15 protein-coding genes are annotated in these 18,798 nt (G+C 46.3%); 4 read left to right on the plus strand and 11 right to left on the minus strand.

Annotated elements, in window-relative coordinates:
* Positions 1–204: 204 nt before the first annotated feature.
* Together IDJ77_RS24585 and IDJ77_RS24590 are read left to right on the plus strand one after the other, a co-directional pair.
* Positions 205–660, plus strand: a complete 456-nt coding sequence (locus IDJ77_RS24585; protein WP_191191644.1) for a hypothetical protein — start codon at positions 205–207, stop codon at positions 658–660.
* 133 nt (positions 661–793) lie between these two features.
* Positions 794–1,750 (plus strand): CvpA family protein, encoded by a 957-nt coding sequence (locus IDJ77_RS24590; protein ID WP_191191645.1) that lies wholly within the window; start codon positions 794–796, stop codon positions 1,748–1,750.
* 52 nt (positions 1,751–1,802) lie between these two features.
* Here IDJ77_RS24590 and IDJ77_RS24595 read toward each other — a convergent pair whose 3' ends face one another.
* From IDJ77_RS24595 to IDJ77_RS24630, 8 genes are all read right to left on the minus strand, one after another.
* A complete protein-coding gene (locus IDJ77_RS24595) occupies positions 1,803–2,528 on the minus strand; it encodes an SDR family oxidoreductase (RefSeq protein ID WP_191191646.1) in 726 nt (241 codons plus the stop codon).
* 51 nt (positions 2,529–2,579) lie between these two features.
* The gene (locus tag IDJ77_RS24600) at positions 2,580–3,479 is read right to left on the minus strand and encodes a helix-turn-helix domain-containing protein (RefSeq protein ID WP_191191647.1); all 900 of its coding nucleotides are present in this window, start codon (positions 3,477–3,479) and stop codon (positions 2,580–2,582) included.
* Positions 3,480–3,583: 104 nt separating this feature from the next.
* A complete protein-coding gene (locus IDJ77_RS24605; RefSeq protein WP_191191648.1) occupies positions 3,584–3,769 on the minus strand; it encodes a hypothetical protein in 186 nt (61 codons plus the stop codon).
* Between the two features lie 9 nt (positions 3,770–3,778).
* A complete protein-coding gene (glgB, locus tag IDJ77_RS24610; protein WP_224751232.1) occupies positions 3,779–5,734 on the minus strand; it encodes a 1,4-alpha-glucan branching protein GlgB in 1,956 nt (651 codons plus the stop codon).
* 390 nt (positions 5,735–6,124) lie between these two features.
* On the minus strand, positions 6,125–6,484 hold the full coding sequence (locus IDJ77_RS24615; protein WP_191191650.1) for a hypothetical protein: 360 nt from the start codon (positions 6,482–6,484) through the stop codon (positions 6,125–6,127).
* A gap of 251 nt (positions 6,485–6,735) precedes the next feature.
* Positions 6,736–9,150 carry a glycoside hydrolase family 31 protein gene (locus IDJ77_RS24620; RefSeq protein WP_224751233.1) on the minus strand — a complete coding sequence of 805 codons (2,415 nt, stop codon included), beginning with the start codon at positions 9,148–9,150 and terminating at the stop codon, positions 6,736–6,738.
* 218 nt (positions 9,151–9,368) lie between these two features.
* The gene (locus tag IDJ77_RS24625) at positions 9,369–11,090 is read right to left on the minus strand and encodes an alpha-amylase family glycosyl hydrolase (RefSeq protein ID WP_191191652.1); all 1,722 of its coding nucleotides are present in this window, start codon (positions 11,088–11,090) and stop codon (positions 9,369–9,371) included.
* 258 nt (positions 11,091–11,348) lie between these two features.
* Positions 11,349–13,658, minus strand: coding sequence for a glycoside hydrolase family 65 protein (locus tag IDJ77_RS24630; RefSeq protein ID WP_191191653.1), 2,310 nt, complete (start codon positions 13,656–13,658; stop codon positions 11,349–11,351).
* Between the two features lie 175 nt (positions 13,659–13,833).
* Here IDJ77_RS24630 and IDJ77_RS24635 point away from each other — a divergent pair, with 175 nt between their 5' ends.
* Both IDJ77_RS24635 and IDJ77_RS24640 read left to right on the plus strand, forming a co-directional pair.
* Positions 13,834–15,132, plus strand: coding sequence for a flavin monoamine oxidase family protein (locus IDJ77_RS24635; RefSeq protein ID WP_191191654.1), 1,299 nt, complete (start codon positions 13,834–13,836; stop codon positions 15,130–15,132).
* Between the two features lie 42 nt (positions 15,133–15,174).
* The gene (locus IDJ77_RS24640; RefSeq protein WP_191191655.1) at positions 15,175–16,098 is read left to right on the plus strand and encodes a hypothetical protein; all 924 of its coding nucleotides are present in this window, start codon (positions 15,175–15,177) and stop codon (positions 16,096–16,098) included.
* A gap of 40 nt (positions 16,099–16,138) precedes the next feature.
* Here the strand turns inward: IDJ77_RS24640 and IDJ77_RS24645 are convergent, their stop codons facing one another.
* The 3 genes from IDJ77_RS24645 to IDJ77_RS24655 form a co-directional block, all read right to left on the minus strand.
* Positions 16,139–17,185, minus strand: coding sequence for an endonuclease/exonuclease/phosphatase family protein (locus tag IDJ77_RS24645; protein WP_191191656.1), 1,047 nt, complete (start codon positions 17,183–17,185; stop codon positions 16,139–16,141).
* A 109-nt stretch (positions 17,186–17,294) separates the two neighbouring features.
* Entirely contained in the window at positions 17,295–17,801 is a 507-nt protein-coding gene (locus IDJ77_RS24650; protein WP_191191657.1) for a hypothetical protein, read from the minus strand.
* Positions 17,802–17,832: 31 nt separating this feature from the next.
* Entirely contained in the window at positions 17,833–18,756 is a 924-nt protein-coding gene (locus IDJ77_RS24655) for an aspartate carbamoyltransferase catalytic subunit (RefSeq protein ID WP_191191658.1), read from the minus strand.
* Positions 18,757–18,798 lie beyond the last annotated feature (42 nt).

Here is an 18,798-nt window from a genome sequence, read left to right on the forward strand (position 1 = left end):
AAATAAAACTATACAAATATGGGAAAATCTAAGTGGTTTTGCCCAAAGGCGAAGCCCCGTCTGAATGACATTCTGAAAATAACTTTCCAAATTCCCTTAAGTTAACGGCTATGGTGTCCTCACCGACGCCTATTATCAGGAGTTTGTTGATATTAATAAACGATACTATATTTTTTAATAAATTAGGTTTCTATTTTTACTTATATGCATCTCAAAAAAACACTAACCTATTCCTTAAAAGTGGGCCTTACCACATTAGTTGCATCACCCTTACTAAGCCTTATTATCTTGTACACATTTATGGCGTTAGTTTTCGTAATAAAGCCCGACAACTGGGGGTTTTCCGCCAATATCGATTTTTTTGATATTGCCGCGCTCACCGGCATCATCACCGTAGTACTACCCTTCGCCATTTACAAGGCCGTACGGTCTGCACCCGGCGTTTACAATAAAAAGTCTCAGATCACGGTTTCTACCTTCTTCTTTTCGGTTCCCCTATTTTATGCATACCTCCATATCGTCCGCAGCGCCGTAGATTATTCCCTGGGGAATATTTTACTGATGGTTATTCCAAATCTTTTTGTGGCGATGCTAAGCATACGGTTTTATAAGCTGGATATTGGGATGCCCATACCGGGAGTGGATATAGATCAACACTAAATTCCGGTTTATCCGTACCTCTCCTCAATGGTGATACCCTACCGCAAACAACTCCCCTAAAAATTCCTACCTGCCCCATTTCAAAAATTAAAAAGAACCGCTATTTTTAGAAAATATCCCTGCAGAAAAACCAATGAACTACATCGACCTGTTGCTGATCATCATCATATTGCTTTGTATTTGGGCGAGTGTTAAGCAGGGCTTTATATTGTCATCTCTTTCTTTATTATCCTGGGTGGGTAGTTTGGCTGCGGGGTTTTTGGCCTACCGGCCCCTTGCCAGTTTTCTGCACGATCTGATGCCCTTTGCGGGTTTTTGGCTGCCGCCTCTCTCATTTATGATAGGCGTATTGTTGGGGAAACTTATTTTTGATGTTATTATTACCTGGCTGTTAGACCGCATCCCCGGTCGGGCGCATAACAACCCTGTAAATAAATTACTTGGCGCTATTCCAGGCATCGCGAATGGCTTGATTTGGGCCATTTTGTTATCGGGCATCCTGTTATTGGTGCCCTTTACCACCGGTCTCTCTAAACAAACCCGGGAGAGCGCCCTGGCAAGCCGCCTTGTGGAGCGGATCAGCTGGCTCGACGATTCTTTATCCCCCGTGTTTAGCGAGGCATTAAACAGCACCCTCCCAAAAAAGCATGCCGAAGCCGGTCATGACGAATTTATAAAACTGCCATTTAAGGTAAAGGACCCAACAGTACGTACCGACCTGGAGGCTGAAATGCTGATACTGGTAAATAAGGAACGAACAGAACGCGGTTTAAAACCACTAAAAGCCGACCCGGAAATGACAGTTGTTGCCCGCAAGCATTCGGTGGATATGTTTGCGCGGAGTTATTTTTCGCACTATACACCAGAGGGTGCAGATCCGTTCGCGAGGATGAAAAAAGGGAAAATCGTTTTTTTAACCGCCGGTGAAAATATCGCATTGGCGCAAACCCTCGCCGTAGCGCATACCGGCTTAATGAATTCGCCGGGCCATCGCGCCAATATCCTAAACCCGGCTTATGGCAGGCTTGGGATTGGCATTTTAGATGGTGGCATCTACGGGTTAATGATCACACAGAATTTCAGGAACTGAGGATAAAGGAAAAGCGAAACGGTGACGCTTCGCTTTTCCTTTTTTATATGGTTTACCATGGGGTAACGCCATAATCGCTAAAATAGCCGCCTGTTGGGCCATCTTTGTCTATCATAGCAAATTTTACAATAGGTGCAGCGCCGTCTTCTACGCTTTTGTAACCCTGGTTGCCGTTAAAGTCGGTTTTGGTATAGCCGGGGTTTACAGCGTTTACTTTGAATTTATTTTTTAATTCGTGAGCTAAAGCAACAGTGTAGTTGTTTAAAGCACTTTTCGACGGCCCGTAAGCAGCCGTTTTAACCTCGTAGTGCCTCCACGTTGGGTCGCTGTGTAAAGTTAACGAGCCGAGGTCTGATGTTACATTTACAATGCGCGGGTTAGGTGCGTTTTGCATCAGGGGCACAAAAATGCGTACCATACGCGCTACGCCTATTACGTTCACCTCAAATACATCTCTGAAGATCTGATCGGGAGTATTTAATGCAGGCTGCGGAAAGCTGCCGGGAATACCCGCATTGTTTATCAGCACATCAAGATGATCTATACGACCGGCAAGTTCGCTATACGCAGTTTGGGCAGATTCTTCGCTTGTTACTTCCAATTGGATAAATTCCACATCGGTTAAGCCCTCGGCATGTAATTCGGCAACGGCTTTGCTGCCCCTTTCCTCATCGCGGGCGCCCAGATAGATGTGGTAACCGGCTGTTGCCAGTTGGCGGGCAGTTTCCAGCCCAATACCTTTATTGGCGCCGGTAATTAATACGGTTTGTTTTTTCATGATACAAAGCTATTGAGCATTAATCGTACCATCGCTGCACATAGCAGGGCATTAACTGTACATTTCACGGATTTGCTGGCGATAGGCCATTGGGGTGGCTTCGGTAAGGCGTTTAAAGAAGCGGTTGAAGTACGCAGCATCCTCAAAACCAAGCTCATCAGCAATTTGCTTTACCGATAGTTCGGTATGTAATAAACGGCGCTTGGCCTCTACCACCAACCGGTTATGAATATGGCTGATAGCTGTTTTGCCGCTTTGCTGTTTTATTACATCGTTAAAATAGCCCGGCGTAAGGTTCAGCAGATTAGCATACGCGGCAACATCATGCTGATGGGTATGGTGCTCGCTAATGAGTTGCTGAAAGCTTTTGAGCAGGCATTGCCCCTTGGTTATTTTACAGCTTTCGCCAAATTGCTCGTTATAAAGCCTGCTGAGGTATATCACCAGCACCCGCAGCCACGAAGTGAGCATCTGGTTGTGCCAGCTGCCTGCGGTATTATACTCTGCATGCATTTTATGCATTACATCTTTAAGGTAAGCGGTATCTTCTGCGGATAAAACAAGCTCGTGTGCACCTGCGGGGTTTTGGATAATGGGCAGTTGCCGCAACATCCTGTTCTCCTCCAGCAATAAAAATTCCTCGGTAAAGTAGGCTACCCAACCCTGCATGGGGCAGATCTCCTCTTTCAGGTGAACCTGCTGCGGTATGGTAAAATAAAAGTGGCCGGGCTTTACGGTGTAAGGTATATCATCTATCCAATGGCGGCTGTTCCCCTGCTCTACAAAAGCAAACAAATAATAGTCCTTACGATGCGGCATCAAGAAACCGGGATCAATTATAGCTTCAACCCCGTCGGACCGGCGGACCTGTATCATAGCCGGAGACCCGTCGTCGTTTGCCAAAGGATAATTGGTGATCACATTTTTTTCGGGAGCGGTTAAAACAGGCATGGTATAAAATTAAAAAATGGCGGTGAGGGTACCGCCATTTGTAAGTAAAATATCTGTTGTTGTTGTAATGGTGGTGAGGACACCACCATTGAGGGAAGAGTGTCCTACATCAACTCCTTATCCTTTTTTACGTGATAAGTTTTATTAGCCATGTAAAACAGCAGCACCGTTGGGATGATATAAAACAAAGCGCCGCTGTATTTAATATCCGGATAGGTAACTATCAATTGATAGGTGAGCAATATCAGTGCAACTATCCCGCCTATGAGGTACAAATAAAAGAACTTCATGCCTGTTGCTTATTTTGTTTTAGTTAGCCGTTTAAAAATGGCTGCGCCTAACGGTGGCGCGGTTACCTGCATCGAGTTTTCTTTGCCATGCCATGCCTCATGGTCGGTTTTTATCGGGTTGTAGTTGATCATGCCGCTGCCCCAGTATTGTTGCTGGTCGGAGTTGAACACTTCCTGCCACTCGCCTGCCGCGGGTACGCCAATACGGTAGTTTTGGTGCGGAACGGGGGTCATATTCAATACCACAACCACGTCGTTAGCGGGGTCTACACCCTTACGGATGTAAACGATCACCGAATCGGCCATGTTGCTGGCATCTATCCACTCAAAGCCCGTCCAGTCAAACGCTTTTTCGTAAAGGGCGGGTTCAGATTTGTATAAATTATTGATCGCTTTCACCGTTTCTTTGATACCCTGGTGGCTGGTATGCTCCAGCAGGTGCCAGTCTAAAGAACGCTCAAAGCTCCATTCGCCTACCTGGCCGAACTCGGCACCCATAAACAGTAATTTGGTACCGGGATGGGTATACATAAAGCTGTACATCAGGCGCAGGTTGGCAAATTTCTGCCAATCGTCGCCCGGCATTTTGGTAAGCATACTGCCTTTGCCATAAACTACCTCATCGTGCGAGAAAGGCAGCATAAAGTTTTCGGTAAAGGCGTATACCATGCTAAACGTTAGCTGGTTTTGATGGTATTTGCGGTGTATCGGGTCATGCTCAAAGTAATCAAGCGTATCGTGCATCCAACCCATCATCCATTTCATTCCAAAGCCCAGGCCGCCGGTATAAACCGGGCGACTAACACCACTGAACGAAGTAGATTCCTCCGCAATGGTTTGCACATCCGGGAAATTACTGTAAACGGCTGTATTAAATTCCTTGAGGAAAGATATGGCTTCCAAATTCTCGTTGCCGCCAAAAACGTTTGGCTCCCACTCGCCATGCTTACGCGAGTAATCAAGGTAGAGCATAGATGCGACAGCATCTACACGCAAACCATCAATATGGTAACGCTCCAGCCAAAACAGGGCATTGCTTATTAAAAATGCGCGCACCTCGTTACGGCCGTAATTAAATATATATGATTTCCAATCCGGGTGAAAGCCTTTGCGCAGGTCTTCGTGCTCGTAAAGGTGCGTGCCGTCAAAGTTATATAAGCCGTGCGCATCGCCGGGGAAGTGCGATGGTACCCAATCCAATATCACCCCAATGCCATTAGCGTGGAATTGTTCTACCAGGTACATGAGGTCCTGCGGGGTACCGTAACGGCAGGATGCAGCGAAGAAGCCGGTGATCTGGTAACCCCAGCTTGGATAATACGGGTGTTCCATTATCGGCATAAACTCTACATGCGTAAAGCCCATTTCTTTTACATAAGGCACCAGTTTTTCGGCCAGTTGGCGGTACGAAAGAAACTCATCGGGGCTCTCCGGACTGCGTGCCCAGGAACCGATGTGCATCTCGTAAACCGAATATGGCTTATCTAAAGCGGTGTACTGGTAGCGGTTGGCCATCCAATCCTGGTCCTTCCATTCGTAAAAAGTATCCGCTACTATTGATGCGGTATGCGGAGGCAGTTCCCAGCGCAGGGCGAAGGGGTCGCTTTTTTCCAGTTCGGCACCGTTGTGCGATTTGATGAAATATTTATAGGTTTCGCCGTTGCCTACATTGGGGATCCAGCCTTCCCAGATACCCGAAGCATCCCAGCGGTAATTTAACTGGTGCGAACCGCGGTTCCAGCCGTTAAAATTACCAATAACAGATATATATTGCGCATTTGGCGCCCATACAGCAAAGTAAGTACCTACCACGCCCTTATATTCCAGCACATGCGAGCCAAATTTTTCGTACAACTTAAAGTGCTTGCCGCCTTTAAACAGGTCGATATCAAAATCGGTGAAGCGGCTGTAGACTTCTACTGCTTTTATTTCGGTATTTGTAGTAGCATTGATGATGGTTTCCATATTAGTTTTGGAAGCCGGTTTCTTAGCAGGCTTTTCAGCGGGTTCGGTTGTTTTTTTTGCTGCTGCCTTTGGCTTTTTCACCACAGGCTCTTCAGCTTCCGGGGATAACTTGGCAGCTTCGGTTTTCTTTGCTGCTTTTGGTTTAGCTGCTTTTATGGGTTTCGATTCGGATAATTCGGCACCGGTAATTTCTTTTTTCTTCGCCATAGTAAGGGAGCGCCGCAAGCGCTTAGGTTAGTTGGTTGCAGGGATAATTCCTGTTGTTCAAATATATAATTATTGAACATACAATAGCAGGAGTTGTTTATATAAAACAAAAAAGAGGGTTCATTTTAACCGCAGAGGGCGCTGAGTTGACGCAGAGAGGCGCAGAGATGTTATTCGTGATGTTTATTTACTAACCGCACCCCTATTTGCTATGTACCCACCAACAATAGATACCGGCGCAAAAACAAACATAGCAAAGAGCTGCGTCCAATGACTGCCGCCGGATAATGCCATAGAAGTACCCGCCAACGCAAACATCACAAAAGCCAAAATGTAATTTAAAGTAAGGCTCTTTTGCTTCGCGATGAGTTGTACTACGGCGCCTGCCAGGATGGAGAAGAAAACACCATAAGCAATCGTTATTAGTTGAAAATTGAATGGCGCATCCTGGTGCGGATGATGCCCTGTTAACGTGAACAACAAAACCGAACTGATGGCAAAAACTAAGTAGCCTGCGATAACTGATAGGATTTTCCTGAGCATTTCTTTTTTTTTAAATATGGCGGATATTTTAATAGGTTGGTTGTTGAAAGTTGCGAAATTGTTGCGACTCAGAACATTCAGACCCCGGCTTAAACAACCCCATCATCTAAATTTTTTTCAGCACACATCTCCAAGGTGGATAAGCAGAGCGGCTACCTGTCCTGTGGGGTCCTGAAACAAGTTCAGGATGACGTGATTATCATTAAAACGCCCGTCACTTTATACATAAAAGGCCCCTTTCGGGGCCTTTGCTATTTCAATATTTCTATCTGCTTAAAGTTTTTACTAAACTTAAACTCGTAGGTTTTATCGGGGTTTACCGATACTTCTTTGATCTCCTTGCCATCGGCTATAATTTTTGATGGCTTAAACGGCAGGCCGTTTATTTTGATATGGTAACCTTCGTAACGCGGTGTGTACAAGCCTTCCATGCTTTGTTTAATGCTCATGGTTTTGGCAGTACCTTTTACGATGAATTTTTTCTCCAGGTAAATATCCTGCTCGTAGGCAAAAGTTTCGCCATAATCTTCAAACAGGAAGGAGTTTACCTCGTAATCGCTGTAGTAGATATTCAGTTTCACCTCTTCTATCGGTTTCTCGCTGGTGTACTGCATCACCGGGTATTCGGGTATTACCGAACCTGCCTTTACAAAGATCGGCATAGTATCCAACGGCGTAGCCACGTGTACTTCCTGCCCGCCTTCTACCATTTCCAGGCTCCAGAAGTGGTACCACTTGCCCTTTGGCAGATACACCATGCGGCTTGTTTGGCCGGGTTCCAGTACAGGGCAGATCAATATCTTATCACCATAAGTAAACTCGTCCTGCCTGAAGTGGTTGGCAACGGTTTCCTGCTCGTGCATTACCACGGGCCTTAATATAGGGAAACCGTACCGGTGATGCTCCCAGAATGCGGAGTATAGGTATGGCAATAATTTATAGCGTAACTCAATAAATTTACGATTAATGCTGGTGAAGGGCTCGCCAAAACTCCATGGCTCGCGCTCTTTGGTATCACCGGCAGAGTGCGCACGCATAAAGGGCGAGAAAGTGCCCATCTGGATCCAGCGGGTAAACAGTTCGCCATCCGGCTCGCCGCTGAAACCGCCGATATCTGTTCCGCAGAAAGAAATACCAGATACCGATAAACGCTGCAGCTGCACGTTACCAATTTTAAGGTGTTCCCATGAAGCAACGTTATCTCCCGTCCAAACCGACGAATAGCGCTGTACCCCTGCATAACCCGCACGGGTAATGGTGAACGGGCGCTTATTTTTCAATTGCTTGCGCAGGCCTTCGTACGTAGCACGTACCATTTGCATGCCATATACGTTGTGTGCCTTACGGTGACTTCCGCGGAAACCATCGTACTGGTGGCGCACATCATCCGGGAAGGTACCTGAGCCAAATACGGCAGGCTCGTTCATATCATTCCACACGCCGGCTACGCCAAGGTCTACCAGTTCATCAAACAAACCACCCCACCAGGTACGTACCTCAGGGTTAGTAAAATCGGGGAACTGGCAGCGGCCCGGCCATACATGGCCCTCCATAAAGTAATCATCGCTTCGGCGACAGAAATACCTGTTCTCTTTTCCTTCTTTAAATACCGAGTAATTATCATCCACGCGGATCCCTGGATCGATAATAACAACCGTTTTAAAGCCATTGGCGGCCAGGTCCTCTATCATCTTACGCGGATCGGGGAAGTATTTTTTGTTCCAGGTAAAGCAACGGTAGCCATCCATGTAATCAATATCCAGGTAGATCCCATCACAAGGAATCTTATTCTGACGGAAACCGTTCGCGATAACTCTTACTTTATTTTCCGGATAGTAGCTCCAGCGGCATTGGTGGTAACCCAGCGCCCAAAGCGGCGGCATAGGGTGTGTCCCGGTTAGGATATGGTAATTCTTTACCACGTCCATCATGTGCGGGCCGTGGATGTAATAGTATTGCAGTTCGCCCCCATCGGCCCAAAAACTGGTTTTAGTCGGGTCTTCTCCGCCAAAATCGAAGTGTGCCTTAAACGTATTATCGAAGAAGATCCCGCTGGCAATGCCATCGTTCACACTGATATAAAAAGGGATAGAGCGGTAAAGCGGGTCCTGGTTCCAGCCGTAGGAATAGGCATCTGTGTTCCAGTTTTTTAAGCGCTTGCCACGCAGGTTAAACTCTGTTGCCTTATCGCCCAGCCCGAAAAAGCTCTCTTCGGGCGCGCAGGTTTTGGTGCAAAACACGTAATAACCGCCGAATTTTACGTTTTCTTCCCAGTGCATCGGCGCGGCATCGCTGCTGGTAGTGATGCCCTTGCTGTCTGAAAACGAGATAAAGAAATCCTGTTTACGGATATGGCAGTTAACAGCCTCGGTAGATACTTTAAACTCCAGGTCGGTCTCGCTCAGGTTAAAGGCAACCGCCTTGGTGGGCAATTCGGGTACGGCGTAGCTAAATTCATCCAAAAAAACACTGTGCGGGGCAAGGCGTATGCGGATGATCTCTTTAGTAACAATGGTAACCTCTACGCTTGCATCTCCATCGGTAAAAAAGAATTTATTTCCTTTTTGCTCGGCATGGTTGGGTACACCCAGGTATTTTTTCACGATGGGTTTTATACCATCAGCGGGGTTATTTAAGTGGTGGAACTCCTCATCATCCACGATCATATTTTCCTCTGCAACGAGTAATCTGGCCGTTAGTAGTTCGGGGTTCGGGTCAGGTACATTTTCTTTCATAAAACTTAAAAATTCAATGGGCTTTGTTAATTATTACTTAAACAAAGTGTACACATTACATCAGCTAACATTCTTATCAGCTAATAAACGATTTATTACTGAATATTCAAGCCATAATTAAGCCAAAGTGTAGAATCGACAATACGATTTTAAAAATTCAACAACAATCCGCTTGTAGATTTTATATTAATATCCACTCCCGACGCAATATCGTCTGTTTTAAAGACCGTTTTTGTTAGCAGATCCGTAAACCCGGTATTTCCGTTCAAGTTAAATTGGTTTAGCAGGTCTCCCGGGATTTTTAGGCGGATGGTTTTTTCCGTACGGCTAAAATTCACCAGCACCAAAACCCGCTGTGTATCAGTATACCGCAGGTAAATGTACAATTTGGTATCGAAGCCGGGCTGGTGCTCATTGGCTATCATCAGTTCATAAAACTCACCAATTCGCAGCGCTTCGTTGTTTTTTACGGTATTAAGCAAATCGCTATAAAAGCCGCGTAGCTCTTTTTGCTGTTGCGATAATTGTACCCCATCAAACCGGGTATTATTTACCCACTTTTGATGTTCGGGCACACCCCAGTAATCAAATATGGTGGTTCGGCCATCGTCGCCGCTAAAACCTTGTGCGCCTATGGCCGGCTCGCCCACCTCCTGTCCGCTGTATATCATCACCGGGCCGGTGGCCAGCGTGGCGCTCACGATCATCCCGGGTATGGCATACCAGGCATCGCCCGCGAAAAACCTGCTGGCTATCCGCTGCTCATCGTGGTTTTCCATAAAACGGATCATGTGCTGGTCGATACCCTTACAATGGGTGTTCCACACGGCGTTGATCTCCCAGGTAGACGACCATTCATCATTACAGGTAAGCTTGCGGATGGCATCGTACAACCCCACCTTATCGTACAGGTAATCGAACCCGCCGTTGTGGATATAGTTGTAATACTGATTTTTATCGTAGGCTTCTCCGATGAAAATGAGCTCGGGGTGTGTAACTTTCAGCTTCGGGATGATCCATGCCCAAAACTCTACAGGCACCATCTCTATCATATCGCAGCGGAAACCATCTACCCCCATTTCGGCCCAATAGGTGAGGATATGGTGCATTTTATACCATAGCGGCGGCACGTGGCCAAAATAGATTTTGTGCCCATCGAGGTAGTACACGCCGTAGTTCAATTTGATGGTCTCGAACCAATCGTTTATCGACGGCGCTGGGCTAAATACATCGTTACCGGTCGCTTTAGCCGGGTACTCTTCAAAATGCCCGTCTTTTAGTGGAGAGACAAATTCATCGCCGCCGGGGTTGTAGCCCGCCGGTACTTTAAAATGCTGCCCGGGGATATAATAAAAGTCGTTCTCCGAGGTAAAATCTTTAGAGCTATCATCGTCCTCGCCAAAGTCGCGCACGGCCTGCGGGCGGTTATCCGAGGCATAAGTACGCGCCACATGGTTCGGCACAAAATCAATAATAACCTTCAATCCGTTGAAGTGCGTGCGGGTCACCAGATCCTGGAACTCGTTGATGCGGTTATTCACATCTACGGCCAGGTCGGGCGCTACATCGTAATAGTCCTTAATAGCATAGGGCGAACCTGCGCGGCCCTTTACTACGTCGGGGTCGTCGGTTTTGATGCCGTAGGCGGTGTAATCCGTCATGGTGGCGTGCTCTATTACGCCCGTGTACCAAACGTGACTAAAACCCATCTTACCTATTTCGGTAAGCGCCTTATCGGTAATATCGTTGAATTTACCGCAGCCGTTCTCTTCAATAGAACCATAAACTTTATTTATGGTTTGGGTATTGCCAAAGAGGCGTGGAAGCAACTGGTAAATGATTAATTTATGATCGGGGGTGGATGATTGCATGTATGATTAACGACTTTACTGATGATTGTATTTAAATTCTAACTTAGCACTAAATGAAAAAGCATTCTCTCCTGATCATAAGCATTTTTATGTTATTGTCAGGAATAGCCATGCTCTTTTTCGGAGTATCAATGTTCAGTTACCAGGGGCCTCCACTTAGCAATTTCACGAGCGCAGTCGGTAAATATTCGTTTGCACTTTGGCTCCCCACAATACTTTTAGGAATTGCCTTATTGATATCTATATCAGGATGAGAGATTAAGCCTTTACAAAAACTTCATTTTTCGCTTCAACAAATTGGCTGGCTCCCTTAAGTATTACAGTTATCGCTGTATCAGATAAATTCTTCACCGTGGTGCCTTCCTTTGCAATCCTGATATTCAGCAAACTCCCCCGGAAACCGATCTGAAACGAAAGCGCCCCCCATTCCTCTGGCAGCAACGGATTGAACGACAACATCCCATCCTTTACCCGCATGCCACCAAAACCTTCCACTACCGACATCCACGTACCGGCCATCGAAGTGATGTGGCAGCCGTCCTCTGTATCGTTGTTATAATCGTCTATATCCAACCTCGATGTGCGGAGGTAAAACTGATAGGCGCGCTCCACATCGCCCAGCTTAGCGGCTAATATGGCGTGTACGCAGGGCGAGAGCGACGACTCGTGAACCGTACGCGGCTCATAAAAATCATAATTGCGGCGAATGGTCTCCAGGTCGTAATCTTCTTCAAAAAAATACAGGCCCTGCAAAACATCGGCCTGCTTGATGAAAACCGAACGGAGGATCCTGTCCCAGCTCCATTTTTGCACCAGCGGGCGCTCCGTGGCGGGGAGGTCGGTCACCAAAAGTTGTTCCTTATCCAGGTAGCCGTCCTGCTGCAAGTAGATCCCCAGCTTTTCATCCTGCGGGAAATACATTTTGGCAATGATATCTGCAAAGCGGCCGCTTTCGATTGTTTCGTTGAAGGCTATTTTAGTGGCAAGGGCATCGTATTTGGCGTTATCGGAAGCCTTTACTTTATCGATAACTTCCAGCGTATATTTCATACACCATACCGCTATAGTGCTGCTGTACCAGTTGTTGTTTACATTGTTTTCGTACTCGTTCGGCCCGGTTACACCAAGCATTACATACTGTTGCCTATCTGCCGACCAGGTGATCCTTTGCGACCAGAAACGCGATATAGCGATCAAAACCTCCAGCCCGTAATCGTCCAGGTAAGCCTCGTCACCCGTATAGCGCACATAATTGTAAATGGCAAAAGCAATAGCACCGTTGCGGTGGATCTCCTCAAAGGTGATCTCCCACTCGTTGTGGCATTCGGTGCCATCCATGGTAACCATGGGGTAAAGCGCGGCGCCATCTTTAAAGCCAAGCAGTTTGGCATTTTCTATAGCTTTGCCTAATTGTTTGTAGCGGTACAGTAGCAGGTTACGGGCAACCTTCTGTTCCGCTGTTGCGAGGTAGAAGGGTACGCAATAAGCCTCGGTATCCCAATAGGTGCTGCCGCCGTACTTTTCACCGGTAAAACCTTTGGGGCCAATGTTGAGGCGGTCGTCCTCGCCGGTATAGGTTTGGTTAAGTTGAAATATATTAAAGCGGATGCCCTGTTGCGCTTTGGCATCACCTTCGATGATGATATCATTATTCTTCCATTTTTCGGCCCAGGCGGCGGCTTGCTCGGCCAGCATGATATCAAAACCTTTGGCGCTGATGGTCGCAAGTAACTCCGTTGCTCTGACTGCCATATCCTCCGCCTTATAATTCTGCGAAGACAGGTTGGTGGCGTACTTGATCAGAGTAACGACCTCACCCTGTTTGGCTTCAACCTTAATTTCGGTAGCCACATATTTCTCTTTCAGAATCGGGGTTGAGCGATAATCAACCGAAGCATCACCCTGCAAAAGCACGCATTTCATTGCGGTAAGCACTTCAAATCCTGTTTTTTTTGTGCGCAGCTGAATTGAACTGATATCATCAGCAGTGTTTTTATGCACTTCATCCCAAAACTTCTCATCGTAATTGGAATCTTTGTTGGCTATATCACCGTCGATAAAAGGCGTAATAGTAATTTCACCCGTGAAATTTACCGGGATGATGCTGTATTTGATTGCACCGCACTCGTCATCCACCATGCTACAAAAACGAATAGCCTCTACGGCTACTTCTTTGCCGGCAGCAGTTTTAGCATGAAAGCTGCGCTTTAGGTAGCCTTCTTTCATATTCAACTCCCTGCGGAAGCTGATCACCTCGCATTTGGCCAGGTCGAGTTGCTCTTCGCCTATCCAAACATCTATCCCTATCCAGTTAGCCGCATTCAGCACCTTGGCAAAATATTCGGGGTAACCATTCTTCCACCAGCCTACGCGGGTTTTATCGGGGTAGTAAACGCCGGCCACGTAATTGCCCTGCAGGTTTTCGCCGCTGTAGGCATCTTCAAAATTAGCGCGCTGGCCCATGCGCCCGTTACCCAAACTTAAAACACTCTCGGCCACCTTATTATAATGAGGATCGAAACCCTCTTCGATGATCTTCCACTCGTCAACTTTAAAATAATCCTTCATAAATGGGTATTGTATTACCGCTGCAAAAATAATATAAACATTTATAATAGCCTCACGTAAGTCCTCTCCTTTGGAGAGACTTAAAATCATGTTCTTTAAACCGTCTCCTTTGGAGGGGGCAGGTTGAGGCATTTGCACAATACAGGTATTCGTTTTACCTTGCATTACCTACTATATGAAAAACACCGTTTTAATTATTGGTGCCGGGGCCGCCGGGCTGATGGCTGCCCGTGCTTTGGCAATTGCCGGCAAGCAAGTAACTGTCCTGGAGGCGCGTAACCGCACGGGCGGGCGCATCAATACGCTTAGTGATGAATCCTTTTTTAAACATACCGAGCTCGGCGCGGAATTTATCCACGGCGATCTGCCGGTGACCTTAAACCTGCTTAAAGAGGCAGGGATCTCCTATCGCCCGGCTACCGGCGAAATGTGGACCTACCAAAACGGCAAGTTTGAGGAGAACGGGATGGTGATAGATGATTGGCAGCTGTTTATGGAACGGTTAAACGAACTGAAAGACGATATTAACATCTATGATTTCCTCCAAAAAGAGTTCCCCGGCGACAAGTACGAAGCATTGCGCGTTGGTGTTTGGAAATATGTAAGCGGCTACGACACAGCCGACCCTAAAGACGCCAGCGCCTTTGCCCTGCGTAACGAGTGGCAGCACGATCAGGAAGACGCCCAGCACCGGGTAGATGGCGGCTATTGCCACATGATCAGCTACCTCGCTTCGGAATTTAAGGCCAGGGGAGGTAAAATATTTTTGAACGCAGTTGTAAAAGACGTCAGTTGGGAACCCGGTAAGGTGACAGTTATGACCGACGACGGCACCGAGTACACGGCCGCTAAACTATTAATCGCGATGCCCTTGGGCGTATTGAAAGCCAAAAAAGGCGAGTTGGGCGCTGTGAGCTTTAGTCCGGAGATCCCCTCGTATAGCAAAGCTTTGCAGCAAATTGGGTTCGGGTGGATCATCAAGATCTTGTTTGAGTTTAGTCGGCCATTTTGGCTGGATAACAAAACGGAGCACCTAACCGGGCGGAACATCGAAAAAATGGAGTTCCTGCTATCCGATGAAGAGATCCCTACCTGGTGGACACAGGTTCCGGACAAATCCAACGTGCTAACCGGCTGGCTGGGCGGCCCCGCCGCTGCCGATAAAGCCAAACTATCTGATGATATCATCACCAAACAGGGCCTGCAATCTTTAGCTAACATTTTTAAGCGCGACCCGGAGGAATTAAAAAACCTGCTGATAGCCCGCCGTGTAATGAACTGGTGCACCGACCCATTTACCCGTGGCTCCTACGCCTACGATACGGTTGAAACTCCCGCAGCGCGAGAAGTTTTAAACACGCCGGTTGAAGGCACTATCTACTTCTGCGGGGAATACTTATACGAGGGCGCCGCAATGGGCACGGTGGAAGCTGCGTTAAGCAGCGCTGTAGATGTAGTGAAGATGATGGTTTAGTAAAGGCGTAATTATTTGCTACCTTGGGAGTTTAAGCCCCGTATGACGGTTTCGCAGTTAAACAGATTGAATTATTTGAACGTTGTGGCTATGCTGCTGGCATCGTGCCTGGCTATTGTTATCCCGTTTGAATTGGTTTTATTGTCATACGCTATATTAGGGCCCGCACATTACTTAACCGAGATCTCCTGGTTAAGCGGAAAGCAATTTTTCACTTTAAAAAAGTATGATTACGTACCCATTTTGGTGGTAGTTGTTATCTGTCTCATTTTCCGCATGCCTACGGTAAAACTGATATATTATACTTTTGGTTTATCCGTTATATTGCAATTAATAAACAACTACCGGTTACGCGGGCTCGCTTTTATTTTGCTGATAGCCGCCGGTAATTTACTCCTCGGCAATAATTTTTGGCGAACTATTTTTGGCGTGTACATCCCCACACTCATTCATGTTTATGTGTTTACCGGGGCGTTTTTATTATACGGGGCATTAAAAAGCAGAATCACTTCGGGCTACGTTGCCGTATTTTTCTTTTTGCTTTGCCCGGCCTTGCTTTGTATCTTATTTACTTCTGTTAATGCATCTCCTACACTTTGGGCCATAAGTAACTATGGGCATTTTGGGAGGCTGAATAAAATTAGCCTGCGCGACCAGTCGTTAAACATATTTACCGACAGGGGAAGTATCGTTTTAACCCGTGTAATTGCATTTGCATACACCTATCATTATATCAATTGGTTTACAAAAACAGAGATGATCGGCTGGCACCGGATTTCCATAACCAGAGCGGTTATCATCGGCGCAATTTGGACAGCTTCGGTCGCGGTATATTTTTACCACTACCGGCTGGGGTTGAGCTGGTTATTTATCTTAAGCCTTGGCCATGTAATTTTAGAGTTCCCGCTGAACCAGCGCAGCTTTGTTGGCATCGGTAAGGAATTAAGACGCAGGGTTGCAGGATAACACCAACTATTTGGGGCGCTATTGCTCAAAATATTTCAACCTATACAGCTGCTTTCTTTTCTTTTGCCGCTTCAATATCCTCTGCGTCCGGCGTCATGGGTTCCTGTTGTGCGGAGGCCTTTTTCTCGTATTGCAAATTGATATAGATAGGAAAATGATCCGAATCAAAATTAGATAACCGTTTCATCCCCTTCAGTTTAAAGTCGGTAGAAATAAAGGCATGATCTAAAGGAAACCGTACGACAGGGTAATGTGCATGAAACGAATTGTAAAATCCTCTGCCCCGCCGGGGATCTATCAAACCACTCATTTTCAGGAATAATTCTGTAGTATAACTCCAGGCCACATCATTCAGATCGCCTATTACGATAACCGGCAAAGCTGATGCCTTAGCCAGGTCGGCAACCAGCAACAATTCTTTATCGCGCTCTGTAGAGCGCGGGTTTTCGTTAGGTACCGGCGGTGTTGGATGTACAGCAAACAGCCTCACTTTAACGCCGCTTTCCAATACAATTACCGTATGGATGGATGGGATATCATCCTCCACCATGTATTTTACCTGCGCATCTTCCAGTTTAAGTTTAGAGTATAAAAGCATCCCATAGGTGTTTTCGAGTGGAACTTTTACTTCGTAGGGATAATCTTTGGCGAGTTCGGCGGTCTCGTTATCCCAGCGTTTATTGGTCTCCAGCAATAGCACTATATCAGGTTTGTATTTGGCGATCTCCTTAAGGCAGCCTTTGAAATTGGTATTGTATTGGAAAACATTGGCTATCATGATGCAGAGCGACTGTTCAGGAATGTCCTTATCGGCTCTTAGCACCTGCTTACGGCCCAGCGGTGTGAACGGAATGATTTGCGAGGACAAGTAGATGATGTTGGCCGAAAGCAACGCCAAAAAAGTATATAGTAAAACAGTACTGCCGTTAAAGAAAAACGGGAACAATGCTAAACATACTGCAGATAATACTAATTTCTGCAGACGCGGATAATCGAACACCCTAAACACCCAATACTGGTGTTTGATAACAGAGAGCAGCGTAAACGAGAGCAGCAGTACAGAAAAAGCAATCAGGAAGATATTCATCGGGATCCCTTGAGAAATTTAAGCTTGTAAATATATCAATATATTTCAACCGTCATCTGCTTAACACAAACAGCAGGCACGTGCCCAACGAAAAGAATAGTAAAAAATTTTAAGAAATGATATGTTCGAATTGGGTGAGTTGTTTAAACCTGCGTTCGTTGCCTATCCAGTATGACCTGTGGAGGGCAAAGCCGACTGTTATACCAATACCATACATAACTACAATCAGTATAAATGAGTTATTCAATAACGGGAGCCTATTGGTAATGCCTGCAATTTCCGAGAAAAACCCAATAAATATCCCGAGGATTGCTCCTTTTGCCAAGCCGCCTTCTATCAAACAATATCTCCTAAAGCCCCTTGCCCTGATTTCCTGCCAATTATTTAGGAAGCTCGTATTTGCCAACTGCTCTGCGGTTTGGCCTGTAGCCCTAATCAATTTTTCAATTCTCATAAAACCATAGTATTCTCTTCCATAATTCAATATGAATACAATCAGCAGCGGCATATAGTCTTTGCTCTTGTCGAATGCATATAACGCAGCAAATAGTGCCAGACAAAAAAGTAACCCTTTGTAACGCTTTTTGAAAAAAAGGATGGTTAACTCTATATTCATAAACTACGTTTTCCTTTCACGGGAATAAATTTTACGCCCCCTGCCCGGCCAGCAAATACAGTACCGCCATACGGATGGCTACGCCGTTCTCCACCTGGTCCAGGATGATGGATTGTTTGCTATCGGCTACATCGCTGGTGATCTCCACGCCGCGGTTGATAGGGCCCGGGTGCATAATGGTGATCTCCTTATCCAGCGAATCGAGTATCTGTTTATTTAAGCCGTACAGCATGGTATATTCCCGTTGAGATGGGAAGTATTTGATATCCTGGCGCTCCAATTGGATGCGCAGCATATTGGCCACATCGCACCAGTTGAGGGCATTGATGAGGTTATGCTCTACCTTCACACCCAACGAGCGGATATATTTTGGGATCAGCGTTGTTGGCCCGCAAACCATTACCTCGGCACCCAATTGCTTCAGGCAAAGGATATTGGAGAGCGCTACGCGTGAGTGCAAAATATCGCCTACTATAACAACCTTCTTACCGGCCACTTCGCCGTAGCGCTCGCGAATAGAGAAAGCATCAAGCAGGGCTTGTGTAGGGTGCTCGTGCGCGCCGTCGCCCGCGTTTACTATCTGCGCTTTTACGTGTTTGGCCAAAAACACACCTGCCCCCGCGTATGGATGGCGCATCACCACCATATCAACCTTCATGGCCAGGATGTTATTCACGGTATCCACCAGTGTTTCGCCTTTACTTACCGATGATGAGGATGCCGAAAAATTCACCACATCGGCAGAAAGTCTTTTTTCGGCCAGTTCAAACGATAAGCGGGTGCGGGTAGAGTTCTCGAAAAAAATATTGGCAATAGTAACATCCCGTAGCGAAGGCACTTTTTTTATCGGGCGGTTCAACACCGTCTTAAAATTATCAGCGGTTTCAAATATCTGTTCGATATCTGATAAGTTCAGATCTTTTATACCAAGTAAATGCCGTGTGCTTAATGCCATTTTCTATTTCGAATTTCGAATGTTCAATTTCGAATTTATGTA

Source organism: Mucilaginibacter pankratovii (assembly GCF_014773265.1).
In the GTDB taxonomy this organism is placed as follows: domain Bacteria; phylum Bacteroidota; class Bacteroidia; order Sphingobacteriales; family Sphingobacteriaceae; genus Mucilaginibacter; species Mucilaginibacter pankratovii.

Bases quoted from the DNA above. Each gene is read 5' to 3' on its own strand.
- IDJ77_RS24585 (WP_191191644.1), top strand. From the start codon at position 205: ATGCATCTCAAAAAAACACTAACCTATTCCTTAAAAGTGGGCCTTACC.
- IDJ77_RS24590 (WP_191191645.1), top strand. From the start codon at position 794: ATGAACTACATCGACCTGTTGCTGATCATCATCATATTGCTTTGTATT.
- IDJ77_RS24595 (WP_191191646.1), bottom strand. From the start codon at position 2,528: ATGAAAAAACAAACCGTATTAATTACCGGCGCCAATAAAGGTATTGGG.
- IDJ77_RS24600 (WP_191191647.1), bottom strand. From the start codon at position 3,479: ATGCCTGTTTTAACCGCTCCCGAAAAAAATGTGATCACCAATTATCCT.
- IDJ77_RS24605 (WP_191191648.1), bottom strand. From the start codon at position 3,769: ATGAAGTTCTTTTATTTGTACCTCATAGGCGGGATAGTTGCACTGATA.
- glgB (WP_224751232.1), bottom strand. From the start codon at position 5,734: ATGGAAACCATCATCAATGCTACTACAAATACCGAAATAAAAGCAGTA.
- IDJ77_RS24615 (WP_191191650.1), bottom strand. From the start codon at position 6,484: ATGCTCAGGAAAATCCTATCAGTTATCGCAGGCTACTTAGTTTTTGCC.
- IDJ77_RS24620 (WP_224751233.1), bottom strand. From the start codon at position 9,150: ATGATCGTGGATGATGAGGAGTTCCACCACTTAAATAACCCCGCTGAT.
- IDJ77_RS24625 (WP_191191652.1), bottom strand. From the start codon at position 11,090: ATGCAATCATCCACCCCCGATCATAAATTAATCATTTACCAGTTGCTT.
- IDJ77_RS24630 (WP_191191653.1), bottom strand. From the start codon at position 13,658: ATGAAGGATTATTTTAAAGTTGACGAGTGGAAGATCATCGAAGAGGGT.
- IDJ77_RS24635 (WP_191191654.1), top strand. From the start codon at position 13,834: ATGAAAAACACCGTTTTAATTATTGGTGCCGGGGCCGCCGGGCTGATG.
- IDJ77_RS24640 (WP_191191655.1), top strand. From the start codon at position 15,175: ATGACGGTTTCGCAGTTAAACAGATTGAATTATTTGAACGTTGTGGCT.
- IDJ77_RS24645 (WP_191191656.1), bottom strand. From the start codon at position 17,185: ATGAATATCTTCCTGATTGCTTTTTCTGTACTGCTGCTCTCGTTTACG.
- IDJ77_RS24650 (WP_191191657.1), bottom strand. From the start codon at position 17,801: ATGAATATAGAGTTAACCATCCTTTTTTTCAAAAAGCGTTACAAAGGG.
- IDJ77_RS24655 (WP_191191658.1), bottom strand. From the start codon at position 18,756: ATGGCATTAAGCACACGGCATTTACTTGGTATAAAAGATCTGAACTTA.